General features: G+C 45.4%; 17 protein-coding genes. 8 read left to right on the forward strand and 9 right to left on the reverse strand.

Annotated features, from left to right (window positions below):
* Positions 1-43: 43 nt before the first annotated feature.
* Positions 44-574 carry a hypoxanthine phosphoribosyltransferase gene (hpt, locus tag VNE01S_RS08520; RefSeq protein WP_053394184.1) on the reverse strand — a complete coding sequence of 177 codons (531 nt, stop codon included), beginning with the start codon at positions 572-574 and terminating at the stop codon, positions 44-46.
* A gap of 299 nt (positions 575-873) precedes the next feature.
* Between hpt and VNE01S_RS08525 the strand changes: the two genes are divergently transcribed.
* Positions 874-1,488, forward strand: a complete 615-nt coding sequence (locus tag VNE01S_RS08525; RefSeq protein ID WP_053394185.1) for a LuxR/HapR/OpaR family quorum-sensing transcriptional regulator — start codon at positions 874-876, stop codon at positions 1,486-1,488.
* A 130-nt stretch (positions 1,489-1,618) separates the two neighbouring features.
* On the opposite strand, the gene lpdA is transcribed toward VNE01S_RS08525, so the two are convergent.
* From lpdA to xerD, 7 genes are all read right to left on the reverse strand, one after another.
* Positions 1,619-3,049: a dihydrolipoyl dehydrogenase gene (gene lpdA / locus VNE01S_RS08530; RefSeq protein WP_053394186.1), complete on the reverse strand. Its 1,431-nt coding sequence runs from the start codon at positions 3,047-3,049 to the stop codon at positions 1,619-1,621.
* Positions 3,050-3,582: 533 nt separating this feature from the next.
* On the reverse strand, positions 3,583-5,523 hold the full coding sequence (gene aceF, locus VNE01S_RS08535; RefSeq protein ID WP_053394187.1) for a pyruvate dehydrogenase complex dihydrolipoyllysine-residue acetyltransferase: 1,941 nt from the start codon (positions 5,521-5,523) through the stop codon (positions 3,583-3,585).
* A 19-nt stretch (positions 5,524-5,542) separates the two neighbouring features.
* Entirely contained in the window at positions 5,543-8,203 is a 2,661-nt protein-coding gene (gene aceE / locus VNE01S_RS08540) for a pyruvate dehydrogenase (acetyl-transferring), homodimeric type (protein ID WP_053394188.1), read from the reverse strand.
* Positions 8,204-8,252: 49 nt separating this feature from the next.
* A complete protein-coding gene (gene pdhR, locus VNE01S_RS08545; RefSeq protein WP_053394189.1) occupies positions 8,253-9,017 on the reverse strand; it encodes a pyruvate dehydrogenase complex transcriptional repressor PdhR in 765 nt (254 codons plus the stop codon).
* A 406-nt stretch (positions 9,018-9,423) separates the two neighbouring features.
* The gene (gene recJ, locus VNE01S_RS08550) at positions 9,424-11,163 is read right to left on the reverse strand and encodes a single-stranded-DNA-specific exonuclease RecJ (protein ID WP_053394190.1); all 1,740 of its coding nucleotides are present in this window, start codon (positions 11,161-11,163) and stop codon (positions 9,424-9,426) included.
* A gap of 40 nt (positions 11,164-11,203) precedes the next feature.
* The gene (locus VNE01S_RS08555; protein ID WP_053394191.1) at positions 11,204-11,947 is read right to left on the reverse strand and encodes a thioredoxin fold domain-containing protein; all 744 of its coding nucleotides are present in this window, start codon (positions 11,945-11,947) and stop codon (positions 11,204-11,206) included.
* 27 nt (positions 11,948-11,974) lie between these two features.
* On the reverse strand, positions 11,975-12,871 hold the full coding sequence (gene xerD / locus VNE01S_RS08560) for a site-specific tyrosine recombinase XerD (RefSeq protein WP_053394309.1): 897 nt from the start codon (positions 12,869-12,871) through the stop codon (positions 11,975-11,977).
* A 162-nt stretch (positions 12,872-13,033) separates the two neighbouring features.
* Between xerD and fldB the strand changes: the two genes are divergently transcribed.
* Positions 13,034-13,555, forward strand: coding sequence for a flavodoxin FldB (gene fldB, locus VNE01S_RS08565; protein WP_053394192.1), 522 nt, complete (start codon positions 13,034-13,036; stop codon positions 13,553-13,555).
* A gap of 48 nt (positions 13,556-13,603) precedes the next feature.
* On the opposite strand, the gene ampD is transcribed toward fldB, so the two are convergent.
* Entirely contained in the window at positions 13,604-14,155 is a 552-nt protein-coding gene (gene ampD / locus VNE01S_RS08570; protein WP_053394193.1) for a 1,6-anhydro-N-acetylmuramyl-L-alanine amidase AmpD, read from the reverse strand.
* 132 nt (positions 14,156-14,287) lie between these two features.
* Between ampD and nadC the strand changes: the two genes are divergently transcribed.
* The 6 genes from nadC (at position 14,288) to coaE (ending at position 20,361) form a co-directional block, all read left to right on the forward strand.
* On the forward strand, positions 14,288-15,190 hold the full coding sequence (gene nadC / locus VNE01S_RS08575) for a carboxylating nicotinate-nucleotide diphosphorylase (RefSeq protein ID WP_053394194.1): 903 nt from the start codon (positions 14,288-14,290) through the stop codon (positions 15,188-15,190).
* A 258-nt stretch (positions 15,191-15,448) separates the two neighbouring features.
* Positions 15,449-15,874 (forward strand): pilin, encoded by a 426-nt coding sequence (locus tag VNE01S_RS08580; protein ID WP_156472003.1) that lies wholly within the window; start codon positions 15,449-15,451, stop codon positions 15,872-15,874.
* 9 nt (positions 15,875-15,883) lie between these two features.
* Positions 15,884-17,572 carry a type IV-A pilus assembly ATPase PilB gene (pilB, locus tag VNE01S_RS08585; RefSeq protein WP_053394196.1) on the forward strand — a complete coding sequence of 563 codons (1,689 nt, stop codon included), beginning with the start codon at positions 15,884-15,886 and terminating at the stop codon, positions 17,570-17,572.
* Between the two features lie 14 nt (positions 17,573-17,586).
* Positions 17,587-18,813, forward strand: coding sequence for a type II secretion system F family protein (locus tag VNE01S_RS08590; protein WP_053394197.1), 1,227 nt, complete (start codon positions 17,587-17,589; stop codon positions 18,811-18,813).
* 68 nt (positions 18,814-18,881) lie between these two features.
* Positions 18,882-19,751 carry a prepilin peptidase gene (locus VNE01S_RS08595; RefSeq protein ID WP_053394198.1) on the forward strand — a complete coding sequence of 290 codons (870 nt, stop codon included), beginning with the start codon at positions 18,882-18,884 and terminating at the stop codon, positions 19,749-19,751.
* Between the two features lies 1 nt (position 19,752).
* Positions 19,753-20,361: a dephospho-CoA kinase gene (gene coaE, locus VNE01S_RS08600; protein WP_053394199.1), complete on the forward strand. Its 609-nt coding sequence runs from the start codon at positions 19,753-19,755 to the stop codon at positions 20,359-20,361.
* Positions 20,362-20,392: the final 31 nt, after the last annotated feature.

Consider the following 20,392-nt stretch of genomic DNA (forward strand, 5'->3'; position numbering starts at 1 on the left):
TTCAGACCCGTCATTGCTCTGAACGTGTTTCAAGCAATAAAGCTTATTCCTGTGGGACCACTTTACCGATAAATGGTAGGTGACGGTACTTCTGAGCGTAGTCGATACCGACGCCAACAACAAACTCATCTGGAATCGCAAAACCGATCCAATCGACAGGTACTTCAACTTCACGGCGCGAAGGCTTATCGAGCAGAGTACAAATCGCGATAGATTTAGGCTCACGAAGCGACAGGATTTCGCGAATCTTGTTCAGCGTATTACCTGTATCAATAATGTCTTCAACGAGAAGTACGTCCTTACCTTTGATGTCATCATCCAAATCTTTAAGGATGCGCACATCACGAGAACTCTCCATTGTATTGCCGTAGCTAGAAGCCGTCATGAAATCCACTTGGTGAGTCAGTTCAATATTACGTGCTAAGTCTGCCATAAAAACAAATGAGCCACGCAGTAGTCCAACCAGAACCAGATCTTCGCTGCCTTCATAGTGGGCGGTGATTTGTTTCCCAAGTTCACGTACGCGTTCCTGAACCTCTTGCTCAGAAATCATTACTTCTATTGTATGTTTCATACTAATCTCGTTTGTCGCGTTTCCTAGTACCTGTCAACCATGTAGATACTAGCTGATGATGTTGAGCGCGTAGTGTACCACTGCTAAAGAATAAGGAAAAAGTCTCATGCATCAGAAATAACACAACGGATGAACAACGCGGATGAGATTGAATACGTATATTAACAATTATGGTTATAAAATAACCTCAAAACGTTGACCTTATGCATATGCACCATTACACTCATAAGGCTGTATAAAAATTACAAAATACTAAATAGGGCAATGCCCAACCAACTCATTTGGCAAGGATATTGATAATGGACTCTATAGCTAAAAGGCCACGTACGCGCCTATCTCCACAAAAGAGAAAGCAACAACTGATGGAAATTTCATTAGAGGTGTTTGCTCGACGAGGTATTGGCCGTGGCGGCCATGCGGATATTGCTGAAATTGCTCAAGTTTCAGTAGCAACTGTCTTCAACTACTTTCCCACTCGTGAAGACTTAGTCGATGATGTACTAAACCATGTCGTTAGACAGTTTTCGAACTTCCTTTCTGACAATATTGACCTAGATCTGCACGCAAAAGAAAATTTGGCAAACCTCACCTCTGCGATGGTGGATCTCGTGATTAACGATTGCCACTGGCTTAAAGTGTGGTATGAGTGGAGTGCATCAACGCGTGATGAAGTGTGGCCGTTGTTTGTATCAACAAACCGTACTAATCAGCTGTTAGTACAAAACATGTTTATCAAGGCAATTGAACGTGGAGAAGTTTGTGATCAGCACGATCCTGCTGATCTGGCGACCCTTTTCCACGGTATGTGCTACTCGTTGTTTGTTCAAGCCAACCGCACACAAAGCCCTGAAGCGTTAGCGAATCTTACGCAAAGCTACTTGGATATGCTGTGCATCTACAAACGCGATCACTAAGATAAGCGCGAGTACAGAGAAGGCCGATGTTTACATCGGCCTTTTTTATTGTCCGTCGTGCATTGGCTAAATCACACGTATAAAAAAACCGCTGAGTTCATCAGCGGTTTTTATTAAGCTTTAAGAAAAATTACTTTTTCTTCTTAACTGCTTTTTTGTTTGGAAGGTCAGTGATTGAACCTTCAAATACTTCAGCAGCCAGACCTACAGACTCGTGTAGAGTTGGGTGAGCGTGGATAGTCAGAGCGATATCTTCTGCATCACAACCCATTTCGATCGCAAGACCGATTTCGCCTAGTAGTTCACCACCGTTAGTACCAACAATAGCACCACCGATTACGCGGTGAGTTTCTTTGTCGAAGATTAGCTTAGTCATACCGTCTGCACAGTCAGATGCGATTGCACGACCTGATGCTGCCCATGGGAATGTTGCCACTTCGTACTTGATGCCTTCTTCTTTCGCTTCTTTTTCAGTCTTACCAACCCAAGCCACTTCTGGCTCAGTGTACGCGATTGAAGGGATAACTTTAGGGTCGAAGTAGTGCTTCTTACCAGCAATAACTTCAGCCGCTACGTGACCTTCATGCACACCTTTGTGCGCAAGCATTGGTTGGCCAACAACATCGCCGATTGCGAAGATGTGAGGAACATTAGTACGCATTTGCTTATCAACGTTGATGAAGCCGCGCTCGTCGATTTCTAGACCCGCTTTTTCACCGTCGATTAGCTTACCGTTTGGTACACGACCGATAGCAACTAGAACTGCATCGTAACGCTCTGCTTCAGCAGGCGCTTTCTTGCCTTCCATTGAAACGTAGATACCATCTTCTTTCGCTTCAACTGCTGTTACTTTCGTTTCTAGCATTAGCTTGAACTTGTCTTTGATACGCTTAGTAAATACTTTAACGATATCTTTGTCTGCCGCAGGGATTACCTGGTCAAACATTTCAACAACTTCAACTTTAGAACCTAGAGAGTGGTAAACCGTACCCATCTCTAGACCGATGATACCACCACCCATGATAAGCAGTTTTTCTGGCACTTCTTTCAGTTCAAGAGCGTCAGTTGAATCCCAAATACGTGGGTCTTCATGTGGGATAAATGGCAGTTGGATTGGACGAGAACCAGCCGCAACGATCGCGTTGTCAAAGTTAACCACTGTCGGCTCACCTTCACCTTCAACAAGGATCGAGTTAGGGCCTGTGAACTTACCGTAACCGTTCACAACTGTCACGTTACGCATCTTAGCCATGCCGCTTAGGCCGCCAGTTAGTTGGTTAACAACTTTTTCTTTCCAGATGCGGATTTTGCTGATGTCTGTTTGAGGCTCGCCGAATACAACGCCGTGATCAGCCATCGCTTTCGCTTCTTCAATTACTTTAGAAACGTGTAGAAGTGCTTTAGATGGGATACAACCCACGTTCAGACATACACCACCTAGAGTGCTGTAACGTTCAACAAGTACAGTTTCAAGACCTAAATCCGCACAACGGAAGGCAGCGGAGTAACCAGCAGGACCAGAACCAAGTACAACAACTTGGGCTTTAATTTCTTTGCTCATTTTGACCTCTTGTAGTCATTATCCCTAACAGGCTGAGTGGGTATCGATTTTTTATGTTTAAGAGAGAATGGTTTTAAACAGTTATTTTCAGACCGCCAACAGTTTACAGAGATGTTAATGGTGTGAAAAGTAAATCAATTTAGCCTGTGAGCTAGACAACAGTTCGATTGTGAAAACCCTGTAGAGACTAGGGAGACAATCAAATTGTCCGGTAATTATCATAAGGGTCTGTTTATCTTTTGCGGTTAATTTTTGTTCGAGATAAAAGCTTTTTAATCGCGGCGAGAGGTGTGCCGCCTAGTCATTCTAAGCAAATACCTCTCAACAAAGAGTAAAACGCTTTTAGCCGAACCCTTCGGGCAGCGTTTGTGGCTCCTTTCTACTGCGTTATCGGCTTATCAGGTAGAGTAACTACATTTCAAAGCCTCTGCCTTGTATAAAGAACCCACAAGCTGCTGCAAAAATCATCTCAAAAGGTCAACAGACCCTAGCAGAGGCGGCTAAATTGCCGCCTCTCATTCATCTAACTTCTATTAAAGAACTAGACGACGAATGTCAGATAGACATGCGTTTAGGTAAGTGATGAAGCGCGCACCTTCAGCACCATCGATCACACGGTGGTCGTATGATAGAGACAGTGGAAGTTGTAGACGCGGTTCGAACTCTTTACCGTTCCATACAGGTTTCATCTCTGACTTAGACACACCTAGGATACCAACTTCTGGCGCGTTTACGATTGGAGTAAACGCAGTACCGCCGATACCACCAAGGCTAGAGATAGTGAAACAGCCACCTTGCATGTCAGCCGCAGTTAGCTTACCAGCACGTGCTTTCTTAGAAACAGCCATTAGCTCTTCAGATAGCTCGTAGATGCCTTTCTTGTTCACGTCTTTAAATACAGGAACAACCAGACCGTTTGGCGTATCTACTGCGATGCCAACATTCACGTATTTCTTCAGAATTAGGCTCTCACCGTCTTCTGATAGAGAAGAGTTGAACGCTGGGAATGCTTCAAGCGCTTTAGCAACTGCTTTCATGATGAACACAAGTGGCGTGATCTTCATGCCAGTGTCTTTCTTCGCTTCAATCGCGTTTTGCTCTTTACGGAATGCTTCAAGAGCCGTAATGTCTGCGTTATCCCACTGTGTAACGTGCGGGATCATTACCCAGTTACGGTGTAGGTTAGCACCAGAGATCTTCTTAATGCGCGATAGAGGTTTAACTTCTGTCTCACCGAACTTGCTGAAGTCCACTTTTGGCCATGGCAGTAGACCAAGAGCTGCGCCGTCGCCTTTGCCAGATGCTGCAGCACCTGCGCCAGACTCAAGACGCTTAAGTGCATCTTTCACGTAAGACTGAACGTCTTCTTTCAGGATACGGCTCTTACGACCAGTACCTTTAACCTTAGATAGGTTTACGCCGAACTCGCGAGCTAGACGACGAACAACTGGAGATGCATGTGCGTACTCGTTGTTCTCTTTGAAATCGCCAGTCGCTGCAGGAGCTGCCGCTGGAGCTTCTGCTTTAGGAGCTGGAGCTGCCGCAGGTGCTGCTGCTTGAGCTGGAGCCGCTGCAGGAGCAGGTGCAGGTGCTGCGCCCGCTACCGGAGTGCCGGCCACTTCGAATACCATGATTAGTGAGCCAGTAGACACTTTGTCGCCAGCTGCAATCTTGATTTCTTTAACCGTACCAGCGAATGGTGCAGGTACTTCCATAGAAGCTTTGTCGCCTTCAACAGTGATTAGAGATTGCTCTTCTTCCACTGTATCGCCAACTGCAACCATGATCTCAGTCACTTCTACTTCGTCGCCGCCGATATCTGGAACGTTCACTTCTTTTGCCGCAGACGCTGCTGGAGCTGCCGCCGCTGGTGCTTCTGCTGCCGCAGGAGCTGCTGGAGCTGCTGGAGCTGCTGGAGCTGATGGAGCACCTGAACCTGCAGTTTCGAATACCATGATTAGAGAGCCAGTCGATACTTTATCGCCAGCTGCTACTTTGATCTCTTTAAGCGTACCTGCGAATGGCGCTGGAACTTCCATAGAAGCTTTGTCGCCTTCAACCGTTAGAAGAGATTGCTCTTCTTCGATGCTGTCGCCAACAGCAACCATGATTTCAGTAACTTCTACTTCGTCACCACCGATGTCTGGTACGTGAACTTCTTTTAGTTCTGCCGCTGCTGCTGGAGCTGGAGCTGCTGCTGGAGCTGCTTCCGCCGCAGGAGCAGGTGCAGCGTCAGCTGCACCCTCGGCTTCGAAAATCATGATTAGAGAACCAGTAGAAACCTTGTCGCCTTCTGCAACTTTGATTTCTTTAACGATACCTGCTTGAGAAGCAGGTACTTCCATAGAAGCTTTATCGCCTTCAACTGTGATCAGAGACTGCTCTTCTTCAACCTTGTCGCCAACGCTTACAAGAATCTCAGTAACTTCAACCTCATCCGCACCGATGTCTGGTACATTAATTTCGATTGCCATTTCGTATCTACCTTCTTAATTAAGCGTATAGCGGGTTTGTTTTCTCAGTGTCGATGTCGAATTTCTTAATTGCTTCTGCAACTACAGATTTCTCAACTTCGCCACGTTTCGCTAGTTCAGTTAGCGCTGCTACTACTACGTAACCTGCGTTCACTTCGAAGTGACGACGTAGGTTTTCACGGCTGTCTGAGCGACCGAAACCGTCAGTACCAAGAACTTTGTATGATTCAGCAGGGATGAATGCACGAACCTGCTCTGCGTAGTTCTTCATGTAGTCAGTTGCTGCGATAGCTGGCTCAGTACCCATAACAGTCTGGATGTAAGGTACTTGCGCTTCCGCTTCTGGGTGTAGCATGTTGTAACGCTCAGCTGCTTGACCGTCGCGAGTTACTTCGTTGAATGACGTTACAGAGTAAACGTCAGAGGCAACACCGTAGTCGTCGCTTAGGATTTGAGCTGCTTTGCGTACTTCGTTCATGATAGTACCAGAGCTCATTAGCTGAACTTTGCCTTTAGAACCAGTGTAAGTTTCTAGCTTGTAGATACCTTTACGGATGCCTTCTTCAGCGCCTTCTGGCATTGCTGGCATTGCGTAGTTCTCATTCATTAGCGTTAGGTAGTAGAACACGTTCTCTTGTTCGCCGTACATGCGACGGATACCGTCTTGCATGATTACCGCTACTTCGTACGCGAATGTAGGGTCGTAAGAGATACAGTTAGGAACCGTACCCGCCATGATGTGCGAGTGACCGTCTTCGTGCTGTAGACCTTCACCGTTCAGTGTAGTACGACCAGCTGTTGCACCTAGTAGGAAACCACGTGCTTGTTGGTCACCAGCCATCCACGCCATGTCGCCAACACGTTGGAAGCCGAACATTGAGTAGTAGATGTAGAACGGGATCATTGGTAGGTCGTTCGTGCTGTATGAAGTTGCTGCTGCAACCCATGAAGACATAGCACCTAGCTCGTTGATACCTTCTTGTAGAACCTGACCTGAAGTCGCTTCTTTGTAGTAAGAAACTACACCACGGTCTTCTGGTGTGTAAGTTTGGCCGTGCGGGTTGTAAATACCGATTTGACGGAACAGACCTTCCATACCAAATGTACGTGCTTCGTCAGCAATGATAGGAACGATGTTCTTACCAATGTTCTTGTTCTTAAGTAGAACGTTTAGTGAACGTACGAATGCCATCGTAGAAGAGATGTCACGTTTCTGCTCTTCTAGTAGAGGTTTAAACTCTTCTAGTTCAGGAACAACAAGCTCTTGAGTGAAGTTTGGTAGACGCTGAGGTGTGTAACCGTGTAGCGCTTTACGACGAGCGTGTAGGTATTCGTACTCTTTTGAACCTTCTTCAAGTTTCAGGTACGGAAGCTCTTTCACTGCTTCGTCAGTTAGGATGTCTTGTAGACCTAGACGATCACGTAAGTGTAGTACGTGAGTCATGTCCATCTTCTTAACTTGGTGCGCGATGTTCTTACCTTCAGCCGCTTCACCCATGCCGTAACCTTTAACAGTCTTAGCTAGGATAACCGTTGGACGACCTTTGGTGTCTTGCGCGTTTTTGTATGCCGCGTAAAGCTTAGAAGACTCGTGACCACCACGCTTAAGTGCGAAGATTTCGTCGTCAGTCATGTCAGCAACTAGTGCAGCTGTCTCTGGGTACTTACCAAAGAAGTGCTCACGTACGTACGCGCCATCTTTTGATTTGAATGTTTGGTAGTCGCCGTCGATCGTTTCGTTCATAAGCTGAAGAAGCTTACCAGACGTATCTTTCGCTAGTAGTGAATCCCAGTTGTTACCCCAGATTACTTTCACTACGTTCCAACCAGCACCTTTAAATAGACCTTCAAGTTCTTGAATGATCTTACCGTTACCCATTACAGGGCCGTCTAGGCGCTGAAGGTTACAGTTGATTAGGAAACATAGGTTGTCTAGCTTCTCACGCGCAGCGAAAGAGATAGCACCACGTGATTCTGGCTCATCCATCTCACCGTCACCTAGGAACGCGTAAACGCGCTGCTCAGACGTGTCTTTCATGCCACGGCCTTCTAGGTACTTAAGGAAACGAGCTTGGTAGATCGCAGAGATCGGACCTAGACCCATCGATACCGTTGGGAACTGCCAGAATTCAGGCATTAGTTTAGGGTGCGGGTATGAAGGGATACCTTTGCCGTCTACTTCTTGACGGAAGTTATCTAGCTGTTCTTCAGTTAGACGACCTTCAACGAATGCGCGAGAGTAGATACCTGGTGAAATGTGACCTTGGTAGTAAACTAGGTCGCCACCGTCCTTCTCGTTTGGAGCACGGAAGAAGTGGTTGAAACATGTTTCGTAGAATGCTGCAGAAGACTGGAAAGACGCCATGTGGCCGCCTAGCTCTAAGTCTTTCTTCGATGCACGCAATACGATCATGACTGCGTTCCAACGAATGATTGCGCGAATACGACGCTCAAGTGTTGTGTCACCTGGGTAAGCTGGTTCTTGATCTGCTGGAATCGTGTTGATGTAGTTCGTGTTGATTCCAGTTGGCATGTCAACACCGTCTAGACGTGCTTTGTCTAGAACTTGCTCAAGTAGGAACTGAGCACGCTCTACGCCTTCTTCACGTACAACTGACTCAAGTGCCTGTAGCCAATCTTGAGTTTCCAGTGCATCTACGTCATGCTTCATATCAGACATGGCGATCTATCCTTCTGTTGGTTGGATCTATTAAACTTGCAAATCGTCTTTACGAGTCATTGCCCTGTTGCATTCGACGTAAAGATCGCTCGCGACGAGACTCTTCTCTAGTCAAATCCAACAATGTTTCTTCAATATAAGCTAAGTGTGAATGAGACATCTCACGCGCCTTTTCTGGCTGACCAGAAACAATCGCATCCACGATATTAGCTCGGTGTTTACTTACTTTTTCGACCGCTTCAGGGCGGCGACGTAACAATTTAAAATTCTGCAGAATATTTTGCTCAAGCAAAGGCGCCAAACTACGAACGATGTGCAGCAAGACTACGTTATGAGCCGCTTCCGTTAACGCAATCAAGAATTGCATCACTTCTGCCGACTCAGCTTCGACGTCGTTTGATTGCTCTTTGCCAATGCGCTCAAGGCTGGCTTGGATGCGCGCAAAATCTTCTTCGGTACCACGAACGGCTGCAAAATAAGCGGCAATACCTTCCATCGCATGACGCGTTTCCAGTAAATCCAGCTGAGTTTCAGAGTGGCTAGACAATAAATTTAGCAAAGGATCTGAAAAGCTCGTCCAGATGTTCTCGCTAACAAATGTGCCACCGCCCTGACGGCGAGTAAGAAGACGCTTAGCTTCAAGGCGTTGAATTGCCTCACGGACAGATGGACGAGACACATCAAACTGTTTTGCCAGTTCGCGCTCTGGTGGCAACTGTTGCCCCGGAGCCAGTGTTCCTTCCACAATCAGCCTTTCTAATTCCTGTTCAATTACATCAGAAAGTTTTGGCTGACGAATCCTTTGATAAGCCATAGTTATTGTTCTTCTACTCTTTGCAGACAATTGGTAATACCAATTTTATGTTGGCGTGGAAATTAACATAATTAAAACGCAAGTTCCAGACAAAAGTTGACCCAAATCATAGAACAGCTCACGCTTAAACACTTTGGCAACAATAGTCGATTGAAACATCAATCAAATTGGTCTTACCAATTACAATTTATAAACAGATGGGTGGAAAACGTGCCAGATATCACACACTAACCATCCAACTTTAAAGAAAAATGAACGAGTATGAGCAAACGTGTCTGAAGGTATTTAAAAGTGTTGGAATGCGTTGAATCGGATAACGTGACAAGTGGGGTAAATAAGGGAAGCGAGCCAGAGCAAAACCCAGGTTCGGTTTTGCTCTAGAAAATAAAGGTAAGACCAGTAAGAACTACTTGGCTTCGATATGATCAATCATTAACTGCAGCGATTGGTTGCCTCGAAATTCATTGATATCCAGCTTATAAGCAAGACGCACCGTTTTCACGGAAGCGTCAGGCCAACGACGTAAATCAACATTAAAAGCAATACCATCAATCATAATATTGGTCGGGTGACCTTTGTGCAGTGGCTCAAGCATCAATTTCAGGTGCTTTTCGCCAACCAGCTTTTGATGCAGTACTTTAAATTCACCGTCAAACAAAGGTTCAGGGAACGCTTGCCCCCAAGGACCACCCGCGCGAAGTGATTCTGCAATATGCATACTAAACTCTTCGGGCTTGAGTTCACCATCAGAGAGAATCACACCTTTAAGCGCCGCTTCATCCAACTCTTTCTTCACCGCCTCATCAAACAACTGAGTAAAACGCTCATAGTTTTTTTCCATGATCGTTAAACCCGCCGCCATGGCATGACCACCAAACTTTAAAATCAATCCTGGGTTTTGGGTATCTATTCTATCGAGCGTATCACGCATATGCAGGCCTGGGATCGAACGACAGGAGCCTTTGACCGTGCCCTCTCCACCATCAGCAAATGCGATGACAGGGCGGTGGAATTTCTCTTTGATGCGAGAAGCCAGAATACCAATCACGCCTTGGTGCCAGTCTCGCTGGAATAAAACCAAACCATGAGGTAATTCGGCATTTTCTCCGAACTGGAGTCGCTCACAAAACGCCATCGCTTCTTGCTTCATGCCCTCTTCGATTTCTTTGCGAGTCTGGTTTAAACCGTCCAATTCACTCGCCATACGACGCGCTGCGTGGATGTTATTACTCATTAGAAGTTCCACGCCGAATGACATGTCATCCAACCGACCCGCCGCATTGATACGCGGGCCTAAAGCAAAGCCAAAATCAGATGCAACCAAACGGCGAGCATCACGTTTTGCTACTTCAATGAGAGCTTGGATCCCCGGTCGCCCCTTACCTGCACGGATACGCTGCAAACCCTGATGAACTAAGATACGATTATTTTCATCCAGAGGAACCACATCAGCTACCGTTCCTAGCGCCACCAAGTCCACCAGCTCCATTAACTTAGGCTCAGCCATGCCCTGCTGCGCGAACCAACCCGCTTTTCGCATATGGACACACAGTGCCATCATCAAATAAAACGCCACACCAACACCAGCCAGCGCCTTCGACGGGAAAGAACATTCCTGTAAATTTGGGTTCACCATCGCATCGACAATAGGTAATTCATGACCTGGCAAGTGGTGATCGGTGACCAAGACTTTTAAGCCTTGCTCTTTGGCATAACGCACCCCTTCAATCGAGGAAACTCCGTTATCAACGGTCATGATCACTTCAGCGCCGATTTCGATCGCTTGATCCACCACTTCCGGACTTAAGCCATAGCCGTCTTCGAAACGGTTTGGAACGAGGTAGTCAACGTTGTTTGACCCCAGCATTCGCAACGCAAGGACAGACAAAGCCGAGCTGGTTGCACCATCGGCATCAAAGTCACCGACGACAATAATACGTTTTTGGGTCTGAATGGCTTCAAACAGCAGTTCGACAGCCGCATCAATACCATGCAATCTTTGGTACGAATGCAGTGAACGAACGGTGGTTTCAAGTTGCTCTGGAGACGTTATGCCACGGTTAATATAAATGCGCTTTAACAGTGGTGTAATGGAGTCAGGAAGGAGAGATAAATCGGGTTCTGTTCGACGTTGAATTTCTATCATAAATTTAAGCAGAGCCCCTGCTGGAGAGGCTCTTTATTCACTACTGAGTTTGTTGAAGACGTTTATATAAATCGGCGGGCGGAAGGTAACCTCCAACCATTTCGCCATTAGGGAGAAAGACTGCAGGAGTACCACTCACACCGAGCTCACGACCTAAAGCAAATTGCTGCTTAACAATATCTTGGTGCTTAGCGAAGTCTTTGCCTTTTTCAGGGAAATTTCGCTCAATTTTCCCTTTGTTCATTGCAGCCTTTGGATCTTCGGCACCCCAGATAGAAGCCATTTGATCTGCCACCGGTCCTGTTGGACCTTGGCGTGGGTACGCCATGTAGCGAACCGTAATACCTAAGTCGTTGTAACCCTGCATCTGGCTATGCAGACGTACACAATAACCACATGTGATGTCGGTAAAAACAGACACGACGTATTTCTCGTTTTCTGCTTTATATTCGATCATGTTCGCCTTTTGCGCTTCGATTTTTTTAGCGTTAACCGGCGCTTGTCGCTTCGCTAAAACATCTTCGTATTGACCATTTTCAGCCAACTTGTACAAAGTACCCGCAAGGAAGTAATCCCCGGTTGGCGAGGCAAACAAAACACCTCCGCTGGTTTGAACTTCCACCAAACCGTCGATATCGGCAGGCACTACATCACTCACTTCTAGACCCAGCTTGGAAAAACGCTGTTCCAATTGTTCTTTATCTATCTTCACACCCGCCGCAGAAACTTGTCCTGCGAGTAGAAGCGGCAATGTCATTAGGGTTGCTCGGCGTAATACGCTCATTCTATTCACCTTAATTTACAGGAGACCTTACGCTCTTGGATGGTGCTCACTGTGCAATTGTTTCAATCTCTCGGTCGCTACATGAGTATAGATTTGCGTTGTCGACAAGTCACTATGACCTAGCAACATCTGTACAACACGTAAATCTGCCCCATAGTTCAGTAAATGCGTTGCAAATGCATGTCGCAACACGTGTGGAGAGAGTAATTCAGTATCAATTCCCGCCAGTACGGCATAATGTTTAATTCTATGCCAAAACGTTTGTCTGGTCATTTGACGGGCGCGCTTACTGGGAAATACAACATCGGAAGTGTTTTCCCCTAACAACTCAGACCTTCCGTTTTGGAGAAAAGTTTCAATCCATTCCACCGCATTTTCGCCCATCGGTACTAAACGCTCTTTACCACCTTTACCCGTCACTCGTACGACGCCTTGGCGTAAGCTGATGTTTTCCATCGTCAAACTGACCAATTCGGTCACACGAAGCCCAGTTGCATATAGTAACTCCAACATGGCTTTATCGCGCAACTCCATCGGATCATTGGGATCAGGCGCGCTTAATAAAGCATCGACTTGCTCTTCACTCAAGTCTTTGGGCAGCCGTTTAGGCAATTTGGGGCTAACCAATAACGCACTCGGGTCATCCGCACGGAGCTTTTCCCTGTGTAAATATTGAAAAAGTCGCCGAATCGCCGACAACATCCGAGCGCGGGAGGTCTGTTTGTAATCTTGGTCGACAAGCCAACTTTGGTACTCTTGCAAACCAGATACACTGATAAAGTCTAAGCGATAGTTGTTCGCCGTCATCCAGTGCAATAATTTCATCAGATCATTGCGATACGAAGCCAATGTATTTTCAGACAGACCACGCTCCATCCACATAGCATCTAAAAACTGTTCTACAATTCCTTGATCAGGAGACATTACTTCAGACACGTGCTACCTCTATTTATTTTTATGGCCTCACTGTAAGTTCCTAACCCAAAGAAAGCCATAAAAATTCCGCTTTGAAGAGGATATTCACTGCAAAGCAGACGGTTTTGTGGTTAGAATTCGCTATCTAGTCAACCTAAAGAAAAGAAAGTTATGAAAATCGGTCTGTTTTACGGCTCAACCACTTGTTATACCGAAATGGCGGCAGAAAAAATTCGTACCATTATTGGTGAAGATCTGATTGATATTCACAATGTCAAAGAATCTCCATTATCTTTAATGGCAGAGTACGACTTTCTTATCCTTGGTATCTCTACCTGGGATTTTGGTGAAATTCAGGAAGACTGGAACGAAATATGGGATCAAATCGACGGCGTTCCGCTAAGTGGCAAAACTGTCGCACTATTCGGCTTAGGCGATCAAGAAGGCTATGGCGAATGGTATCTCGATGCGATGGGGATGCTGCACGACGAGTTGAAAAAGACCGGAGCGAACATTGTCGGCTATTGGCCGAATGATGAAAGCTATGAGTTTGAAGCTTCAAAGGCACTAACTGCAGATGAAAGCCAATTCGTTGGACTGGCACTGGATGAAGACTCTCAATATGAACTCAGCGATGAACGTATTGCCAACTGGGTTGAGCAGATTCTAGTAGAATACCAAGAGACGCTATAAAATCGCTCCCCCCCCCTGCCTCTTAACACGCAGGGGGAAACAACCTCACTATTTGTCATCTGCCAACATATTTCGGTATCTACCCCAGTCAAACACAAGCCCAGGATCGGTTTTACGCAGCGGCGCAATGTATTGGTGTCCAGTAATGCGTGGCGGAGTAATTTTCGGGTACGTCAGCTGTAGGTCCTGGGTTAAGCTTGCCAATGCCTGATATTGTTCATTGGTATACGCGACAAAATCACTCCCTTCTAGCTCAATCCCTATGGAATAGTCATTGCACTTTTCCCGGCCAGCAAAACTCGAAACACCTGCGTGCCAAGCTCTTGCGGTAAACGGCACAAATTGCACCACTTCACCATCACGACGGATAAGACAGTGAGCCGACACCCCCATTTTATGAATCACTTTAAAAAACGGATGCTCGTCCGCGTTCAGTTTTCCAGTAAAAAACTGCTCAATATACGGCCCACCAAATTGCCCTGGTGGCAAGCTAATATTGTGTATAACCAACAGTGAAATGTCTGAAACATCTGACCGTTGGTCAAAAAATGGCGAGGGAACGTGGCGTGCCTGGTTATACCAACCTTGGGCGTCAATCATATCTTAGTCCTAGTGTTGTAGGCTCTGCACAATTTTATCTATTTGCTTATGAATTGCGAGATTAATGGCTGAATTTCATGCGCAGTCAGCGTATCATTTCCTCCCTCTATTTAACTGCGTATTAGATTTGCGATGAAAAACACACACAATAGCCAAGAACGTCTTGAGTATCTGAAACAACAACTACCTCTTGAGATCTCGCGTGCTGTGGCAGACACACTAAAAGAAGATTTAGGGGGAACCCTTGATCCTGCAGCAGACATCACTGCAAGTCTGATTCCAGCAGACGCGAAAAACGAAGCCACCATTATTACCCGAGAGCACGGCGTATTCTGCGGACAAGCTTGGGCTGATGAAGTGTTTAAGCAACTGGCCGAACAAGAAAATGGCAGCGAAGTTCAAATTCAATGGCACGTGAAAGACGGTGATAAGGTAGAGCCTAACCAAGTACTTTGTACGCTTTCAGGCTCGTCTCGTATGCTACTGACGGGCGAGCGTAATGCGATGAACTTTATCCAAACGCTATCTGGCTGCGCAACAATGGTTGCCGAATACGCGCAAAAGTTAGAAGGTACCGACTGCCGTTTGCTCGATACACGTAAAACCATCCCAGGCTTACGTAGCGCATTGAAGTACGCCGTCGCATGTGGTGGCGGCTTTAATCATCGTATCGGTGTATTTGATGCTTATCTAATTAAAGAAAACCACATCATCGCCAATGGCGGTATCGCACAGACCATCAAAACAGCCAAAGAACTTAACCCAGGCAAACCCGTTGAAGTCGAAACAGAAAGCCTAGCCGAACTAAAAGAGGCGATCGATGCGGGCGCAGACATCATTATGCTGGATAACTTCACCAAAGAGATGATGCGAGAAGCTGTTGCGATCAATGCAGGTCGAGCAGCATTAGAGAACTCGGGCAACATTACCCTAGAGACTATTCGTGAGTACGCTAAAACTGGGGTTGATTACATTTCAGTAGGCGCACTAACAAAACACGTTCGCGCAATGGATTTGTCGATGCGCTTTAAGTAATTAGCTCACTGGAAAAGTTAGAGAAACATCTTATTTTTCAAATATTAAAAAGAGGTCTATTGACCTCTTTTTTTTGTTTGTTTTTAAGACAAAACACCTCGTATTTTTGTGGTCACTCGAATTAATTTGAGTGCCAAATGAAATTCGTCTGCTTGTTTTCTAATTTGGCTCGGAAAGCCTATTCCGCATAATATCCACTTTGGGACATCCCCATTATGCTCTCTGTGAAATTTCGCATTTGGTTCATGGAGAAAAACAATGCAACAACAACGTCGTAAGCAAAAGGGCTTTACTTTAATTGAATTGATGATCGTGGTAGCGATCATTGGTGTGTTATCTGCAATAGCAGTACCTGCATACCAAAACTACGTAGCAAAAAGCGAAGCAGCTTCAGCTTTAGCTACTCTTAAGTCAGTTGTAACGCCAGCAGAGCTTTATATTCAAGAGAATGGGGATTTTTCAGCCACAGATCAAACTGCAGTCTTTGGCGCAGTTGGCATTTCTTCAGGTTCAAATACTTTGGGGACTCTAAGTGTTAGTGGCAATAACGCTATCCAATTTAAATTCTCTAAAGGCTCTATGGCCGAATCAGGTTCAGAAGGCACCATCACCTTTAAGCAAAAACTCTTCTGCAGGCTGGGCTTGCACTACAGCCAATATCCCATCAGCAGCTCAACCTACTAGCTGTTCATAATGTTAAAAGGCCTATGTTCGATCTTGCGCCAATCTAGTCATCTGGACTCAAAGCAAGAACTTCAGGTTATAGAACATACACAAGCTTCAGGCCAAACTGTGCCTGAAGCTTTAATTTATTTAAACATTTTTGATAGTAATGAATTAACAAGGCAACTATCAAATATATTAAATCTGCCAAAAACCAACATATCGCACTTTAATTACTCAAAACTTTGTAGCCAACTTGGTTTACGTGAGCTAATTACTCGCTCTTACGCTTTACCGTTAGAAAAAAGCGGTAACGTACTTACTGTTGCTGTTGCGGATCCGAGTGACACAGATATTGAGGATGATTTCCGGTTTGCAACGGGCCTACAAGTAGAACTGGTTCTAGCGGATTTTAAGGAATTACAAGGCGCAATAAGAAAACTCTACGGTAAATCTATTTCCGGCTCGCAAGACAGCAAGAAAGAAATTAGCGAGCAAGAATTGGCAAACTTAGTTGATGTTGCCGATGATGAAATCAGTTCAATCGAAGACTTAAGCCAAGACGACGCACCCGTTAGTCGTTATATCAACCAAATTTTATTGGATGCGGTCCGCAAGGGTGCATCTGATATCCATTTTGAGCCTTACGAAGAGTATTACCGTGTACGACTTCGCTGCGATGGCATCTTAATTGAAATACAGCAGCCCGCTCACCACCTTAGCCGACGATTGTCTGCACGAATTAAAATACTCTCTAAACTGGATATCTCGGAGAGACGCTTACCTCAAGACGGTCGAATTAAGCTCAGGCTCAACCAAGATACGGCTATCGATATGCGTGTATCGACGCTACCCACATTGTGGGGAGAGAAGATTGTTCTTCGCCTACTCGATAGCAGTGAGGCGAACCTTAATATTGATGTACTGGGCTATAACGACCAACAAAAAGAACTTTACCTTCAAGCGCTGAAAAAGCCTCAAGGAATGATATTAATGACAGGCCCGACAGGGAGTGGCAAAACCGTTTCCCTTTATACCGGATTAAGGATTCTTAACACGCCTGAAGTTAATATCGCCACTGCAGAAGATCCTGTTGAGATAAACTTGCCTGGTATCAACCAAGTGCAAGTGCAACCCCAGATTGGATTTGGCTTTGCGCAGGCACTACGAGCATTTTTGAGACAAGACCCTGATATTGTAATGGTCGGTGAAATTCGCGATTTTGAAACGGCAGAAATTGCAGTAAAGGCCGCACAAACGGGCCACTTGGTCCTTTCCACCCTCCACACAAATTCAGCATCAGAAAGTGTGGTTCGGCTAAGCAATATGGGCATTGAATCGTTCAATGTTGCTTCCTCTCTCAGCTTGATTATCGCTCAGCGCCTTGCTAGAAGACTATGCTCACACTGCAAGGATCCATATGCCCCTCCACCGGAGGTTGCGGAGCGCTTCGGTCTAGATACAAGCGCCACTGTTTATCAAGCCTCCCCCCACGGTTGCTCAGAGTGCAACAATGGTTATTCGGGGCGCGTAGGCATTTACGAAGTGATGAACTTTACCCCGTCCCTATCTCAAGCCGTAGCAGAAGGTGCCAATATACAAAGCATTGAAAAACTTGCTCGCCAAGAAGGGATGAAAACGCTCAAAGAGTCGGGAATTGAAAAAATGCTACAGGGCGTCACTAGCTTGCAAGAGCTACAGCGGGTCTTGTATCTATAAGTTGGAGACAAATAATGAAACACAAAAATTCCAACCAGTTAAAAAACTATTACTGGAAAGGTGTCAACGGCACCGGTAAGCCTGTCTCAGGGCAACTGCTGGCGCTAAGTGAACTAGAGGTAAGAGACAAGCTTAAAGCACAGCATATACAAGTCAGAAAACTTAAAAAGCGCAATGTCTCTGCTATCACTCGAGCCACACAAAGAGTAAAAAGCAAAGATATCACCATACTTACCCGCCAACTATCCACCATGCTTGTCACTGGTGTTCCTCTAATTCTTGCATTAAAACTGGTTTCGGATAATCACCGTAAAGCAGAGATGAAATCCATCCTGTCGCAAGTGATCAAAGGCGTCGAATCAGGTACGCCTATATCCAAGTCACTAAACACAGCCAGCTCTCACTTTGATCAACTCTATATCGACCTTGTGGCGACAGGCGAACAATCGGGTAATCTCCCAGAAGTGTTTGAGCGTATTGCGACATATAGAGAAAAGTCAGAACAACTACGTTCTAAAGTGATCAAAGCGCTAATCTACCCGACTATGGTTGTATTAACCGCCATTGGTGTTTCTTACTTAATGCTGACAAGAGTAATTCCTGAATTTGAGTCCATGTTCAAGGGGTTTGGAGCCGAGTTACCTTGGTTTACTCAACAGGTTTTAAAAGTTTCGCATGTCACCCAAGCATACGGCGGACTAACGCTATTGGCTTTTATCGCCGCGCTAATAACGTTAAAAGTCGCACGAAAAAAATCTTTCAGAATTCGCTTAGCATCTAGTCGATTCGGCCTAAAGGTCCCCATTATTGGTGGCATCCTGACGAAAGCGTCAATTGCCAAATTCAGTCGGACTCTGGCAACCAGTTTTAGTGCGGGTATTCCTTTACTTTCAAGTTTAAAAACATCGGCTAAAACCGCCAATAATGTCCATTACCAAACCGCTATTGATGGGGTATATGACGACACTGCTGCGGGTATGCCTATGTACATTGCGATGCGCAATTCCCAAACTTTTCCAGAAATGGTGTTACAAATGGTGATGATTGGTGAAGAGTCAGGCAAACTGGATGATATGCTCAATAAAATCGCGACCATTTATGAGTTTGAAATCGATAATACGGTAGACAACCTAGGGAAAATCTTAGAACCTTTGATTATCATTTTCCTCGGTGTCGTAGTTGGTGGATTAGTCGTCGCGATGTACTTACCTATCTTTAACTTAATGAGTGTCTTAGGATAGAATTGCGTTTAACTCACGTTTTTGGGGAACCTACCCCTCACACCATCTTTTTCAGGTAACGGTACTTCATGGAACTTTTTAATTTCTACCCTTGGCTATACCCTATTTTATCTGCAGTATTTGGCTTGGTCATCGGTAGCTTTCTGAATGTCGTGATCCACCGTTTGCCAATAATGATGGAGCGCGAGTGGCGCCAGGAGTGTGCGGACAGCTTCCCTGAATATAATATTTCCCCGCCAGAGGGCATTTATAACCTCAGCGTCCCAAGGTCAACGTGCCCAAAGTGTCAAACACCTATACGCGTTATTGATAATATCCCTGTAATCAGTTGGCTTTTCCTAAAAGGAAAGTGCCATCATTGTGGCAATCCAATCAGCGCTCGCTACCCGTTGGTCGAGTTACTTTCTGGTTCCCTATGTTTTGTAATTGCGCAGCAATTTGGCTTCAGTTATTTTTCTATCGCAATGCTGCTTTTTACCTTCGTACTCATAGCCGCGACGTTTATCGATCTAGACACGATGCTGCTTCCTGATTCACTCACTTTGCCACTAGTTTGGGCAGGAATAGTGTTAGCCTTAATGCAAATTAGTCCCGTATCACTGCAAGATTCGGTTATAGGCGCTATTGCGGGCTACCTTTCACTTTGGTCTGTCTACTGGATTTTTAAGCTGCTGACAGGTAAAGAAGGGATGGGCTATGGAGACTTCAAACTTCTCGCTGCGCTTGGGGCTTGGTTAGGTTGGCAGTACCTACCAATGATCATTCTTTTTTCTTCTTTTGTCGGACTGATTTTTGGTTTAATCCAACTTCGTTTAAGAAAGCAAGGTATTGAGCAAGCCTTCCCATTTGGTCCATACCTGGCGATAGCTGGCTGGATAAGCATGATATGGGGAGAAAGCGTCTTGAATTGGTATCTAGCAAATTATATTGGGATCTAATATGCCTTTTGTTGTGGGATTAACTGGTGGGATTGCCAGTGGAAAAACAACCATAGCTAACCTTTTTAACCAACATTTTGGAATTGAAATCGTTGACGCGGATGTGATTGCAAGGGAGGTCGTAGAGCCTAACAGCCCTGGGTTAAACGCTATCGAAGCCAAGTTTGGCTCTGAGATATTACTGTCAGATGGCACTTTAAATCGCGCTAAACTGAGAGAAGTCATTTTTTCTGATCCCGTAGCAAAAGAATGGTTAAACGCTTTATTGCACCCAATGATCCGAGAAAAGATGCTCTCTGATTTGAGTCGTGTTCGCTCCGAATACGCCCTGCTCGTGATCCCACTCATGGTCGAGAATAATCTCCAGACACTAGCGGATAATGTCTTGGTCGTCGATGTAGATGAAGAAACACAATTGGCCAGGACTATGGCCAGAGATCATATTGACCGCCAACAAGCAGAATCGATTCTCGCTTCTCAAGCAAGCCGCCAGCAACGCTTGGCATCAGCTGATTATGTGATTAAAAATAATACAGAAAACCAAAAACTTTTGCCTCAAATCACAGAATTGCATAAAAAGTTCCTAGAAATGAGTAGGGAAGATCTGTGAAAATAGCAGTAGACTCATCCAGAATTGCATT

It is taken from the genome of Vibrio nereis NBRC 15637 (genome assembly GCF_001591105.1).
In the GTDB taxonomy this organism is placed as follows: Bacteria; Pseudomonadota; Gammaproteobacteria; order Enterobacterales; family Vibrionaceae; genus Vibrio; species Vibrio nereis.

Coding starts and splice junctions, on each gene's coding strand:
- coaE (WP_053394199.1), top strand. CDS start 19,753: ATGCCTTTTGTTGTGGGATTAACTGGTGGGATTGCCAGTGGAAAAACA.
- xerD (WP_053394309.1), bottom strand. CDS start 12,871: ATGTCTCCTGATCAAGGAATTGTAGAACAGTTTTTAGATGCTATGTGG.
- VNE01S_RS08595 (WP_053394198.1), top strand. CDS start 18,882: ATGGAACTTTTTAATTTCTACCCTTGGCTATACCCTATTTTATCTGCA.
- aceE (WP_053394188.1), bottom strand. CDS start 8,203: ATGTCTGATATGAAGCATGACGTAGATGCACTGGAAACTCAAGATTGG.
- recJ (WP_053394190.1), bottom strand. CDS start 11,163: ATGATAGAAATTCAACGTCGAACAGAACCCGATTTATCTCTCCTTCCT.
- VNE01S_RS08555 (WP_053394191.1), bottom strand. CDS start 11,947: ATGAGCGTATTACGCCGAGCAACCCTAATGACATTGCCGCTTCTACTC.
- VNE01S_RS08590 (WP_053394197.1), top strand. CDS start 17,587: ATGAAACACAAAAATTCCAACCAGTTAAAAAACTATTACTGGAAAGGT.
- aceF (WP_053394187.1), bottom strand. CDS start 5,523: ATGGCAATCGAAATTAATGTACCAGACATCGGTGCGGATGAGGTTGAA.
- pdhR (WP_053394189.1), bottom strand. CDS start 9,017: ATGGCTTATCAAAGGATTCGTCAGCCAAAACTTTCTGATGTAATTGAA.
- lpdA (WP_053394186.1), bottom strand. CDS start 3,049: ATGAGCAAAGAAATTAAAGCCCAAGTTGTTGTACTTGGTTCTGGTCCT.
- VNE01S_RS08580 (WP_156472003.1), top strand. CDS start 15,449: ATGCAACAACAACGTCGTAAGCAAAAGGGCTTTACTTTAATTGAATTG.
- nadC (WP_053394194.1), top strand. CDS start 14,288: ATGAAAAACACACACAATAGCCAAGAACGTCTTGAGTATCTGAAACAA.
- VNE01S_RS08525 (WP_053394185.1), top strand. CDS start 874: ATGGACTCTATAGCTAAAAGGCCACGTACGCGCCTATCTCCACAAAAG.
- hpt (WP_053394184.1), bottom strand. CDS start 574: ATGAAACATACAATAGAAGTAATGATTTCTGAGCAAGAGGTTCAGGAA.
- ampD (WP_053394193.1), bottom strand. CDS start 14,155: ATGATTGACGCCCAAGGTTGGTATAACCAGGCACGCCACGTTCCCTCG.
- fldB (WP_053394192.1), top strand. CDS start 13,034: ATGAAAATCGGTCTGTTTTACGGCTCAACCACTTGTTATACCGAAATG.
- pilB (WP_053394196.1), top strand. CDS start 15,884: ATGTTAAAAGGCCTATGTTCGATCTTGCGCCAATCTAGTCATCTGGAC.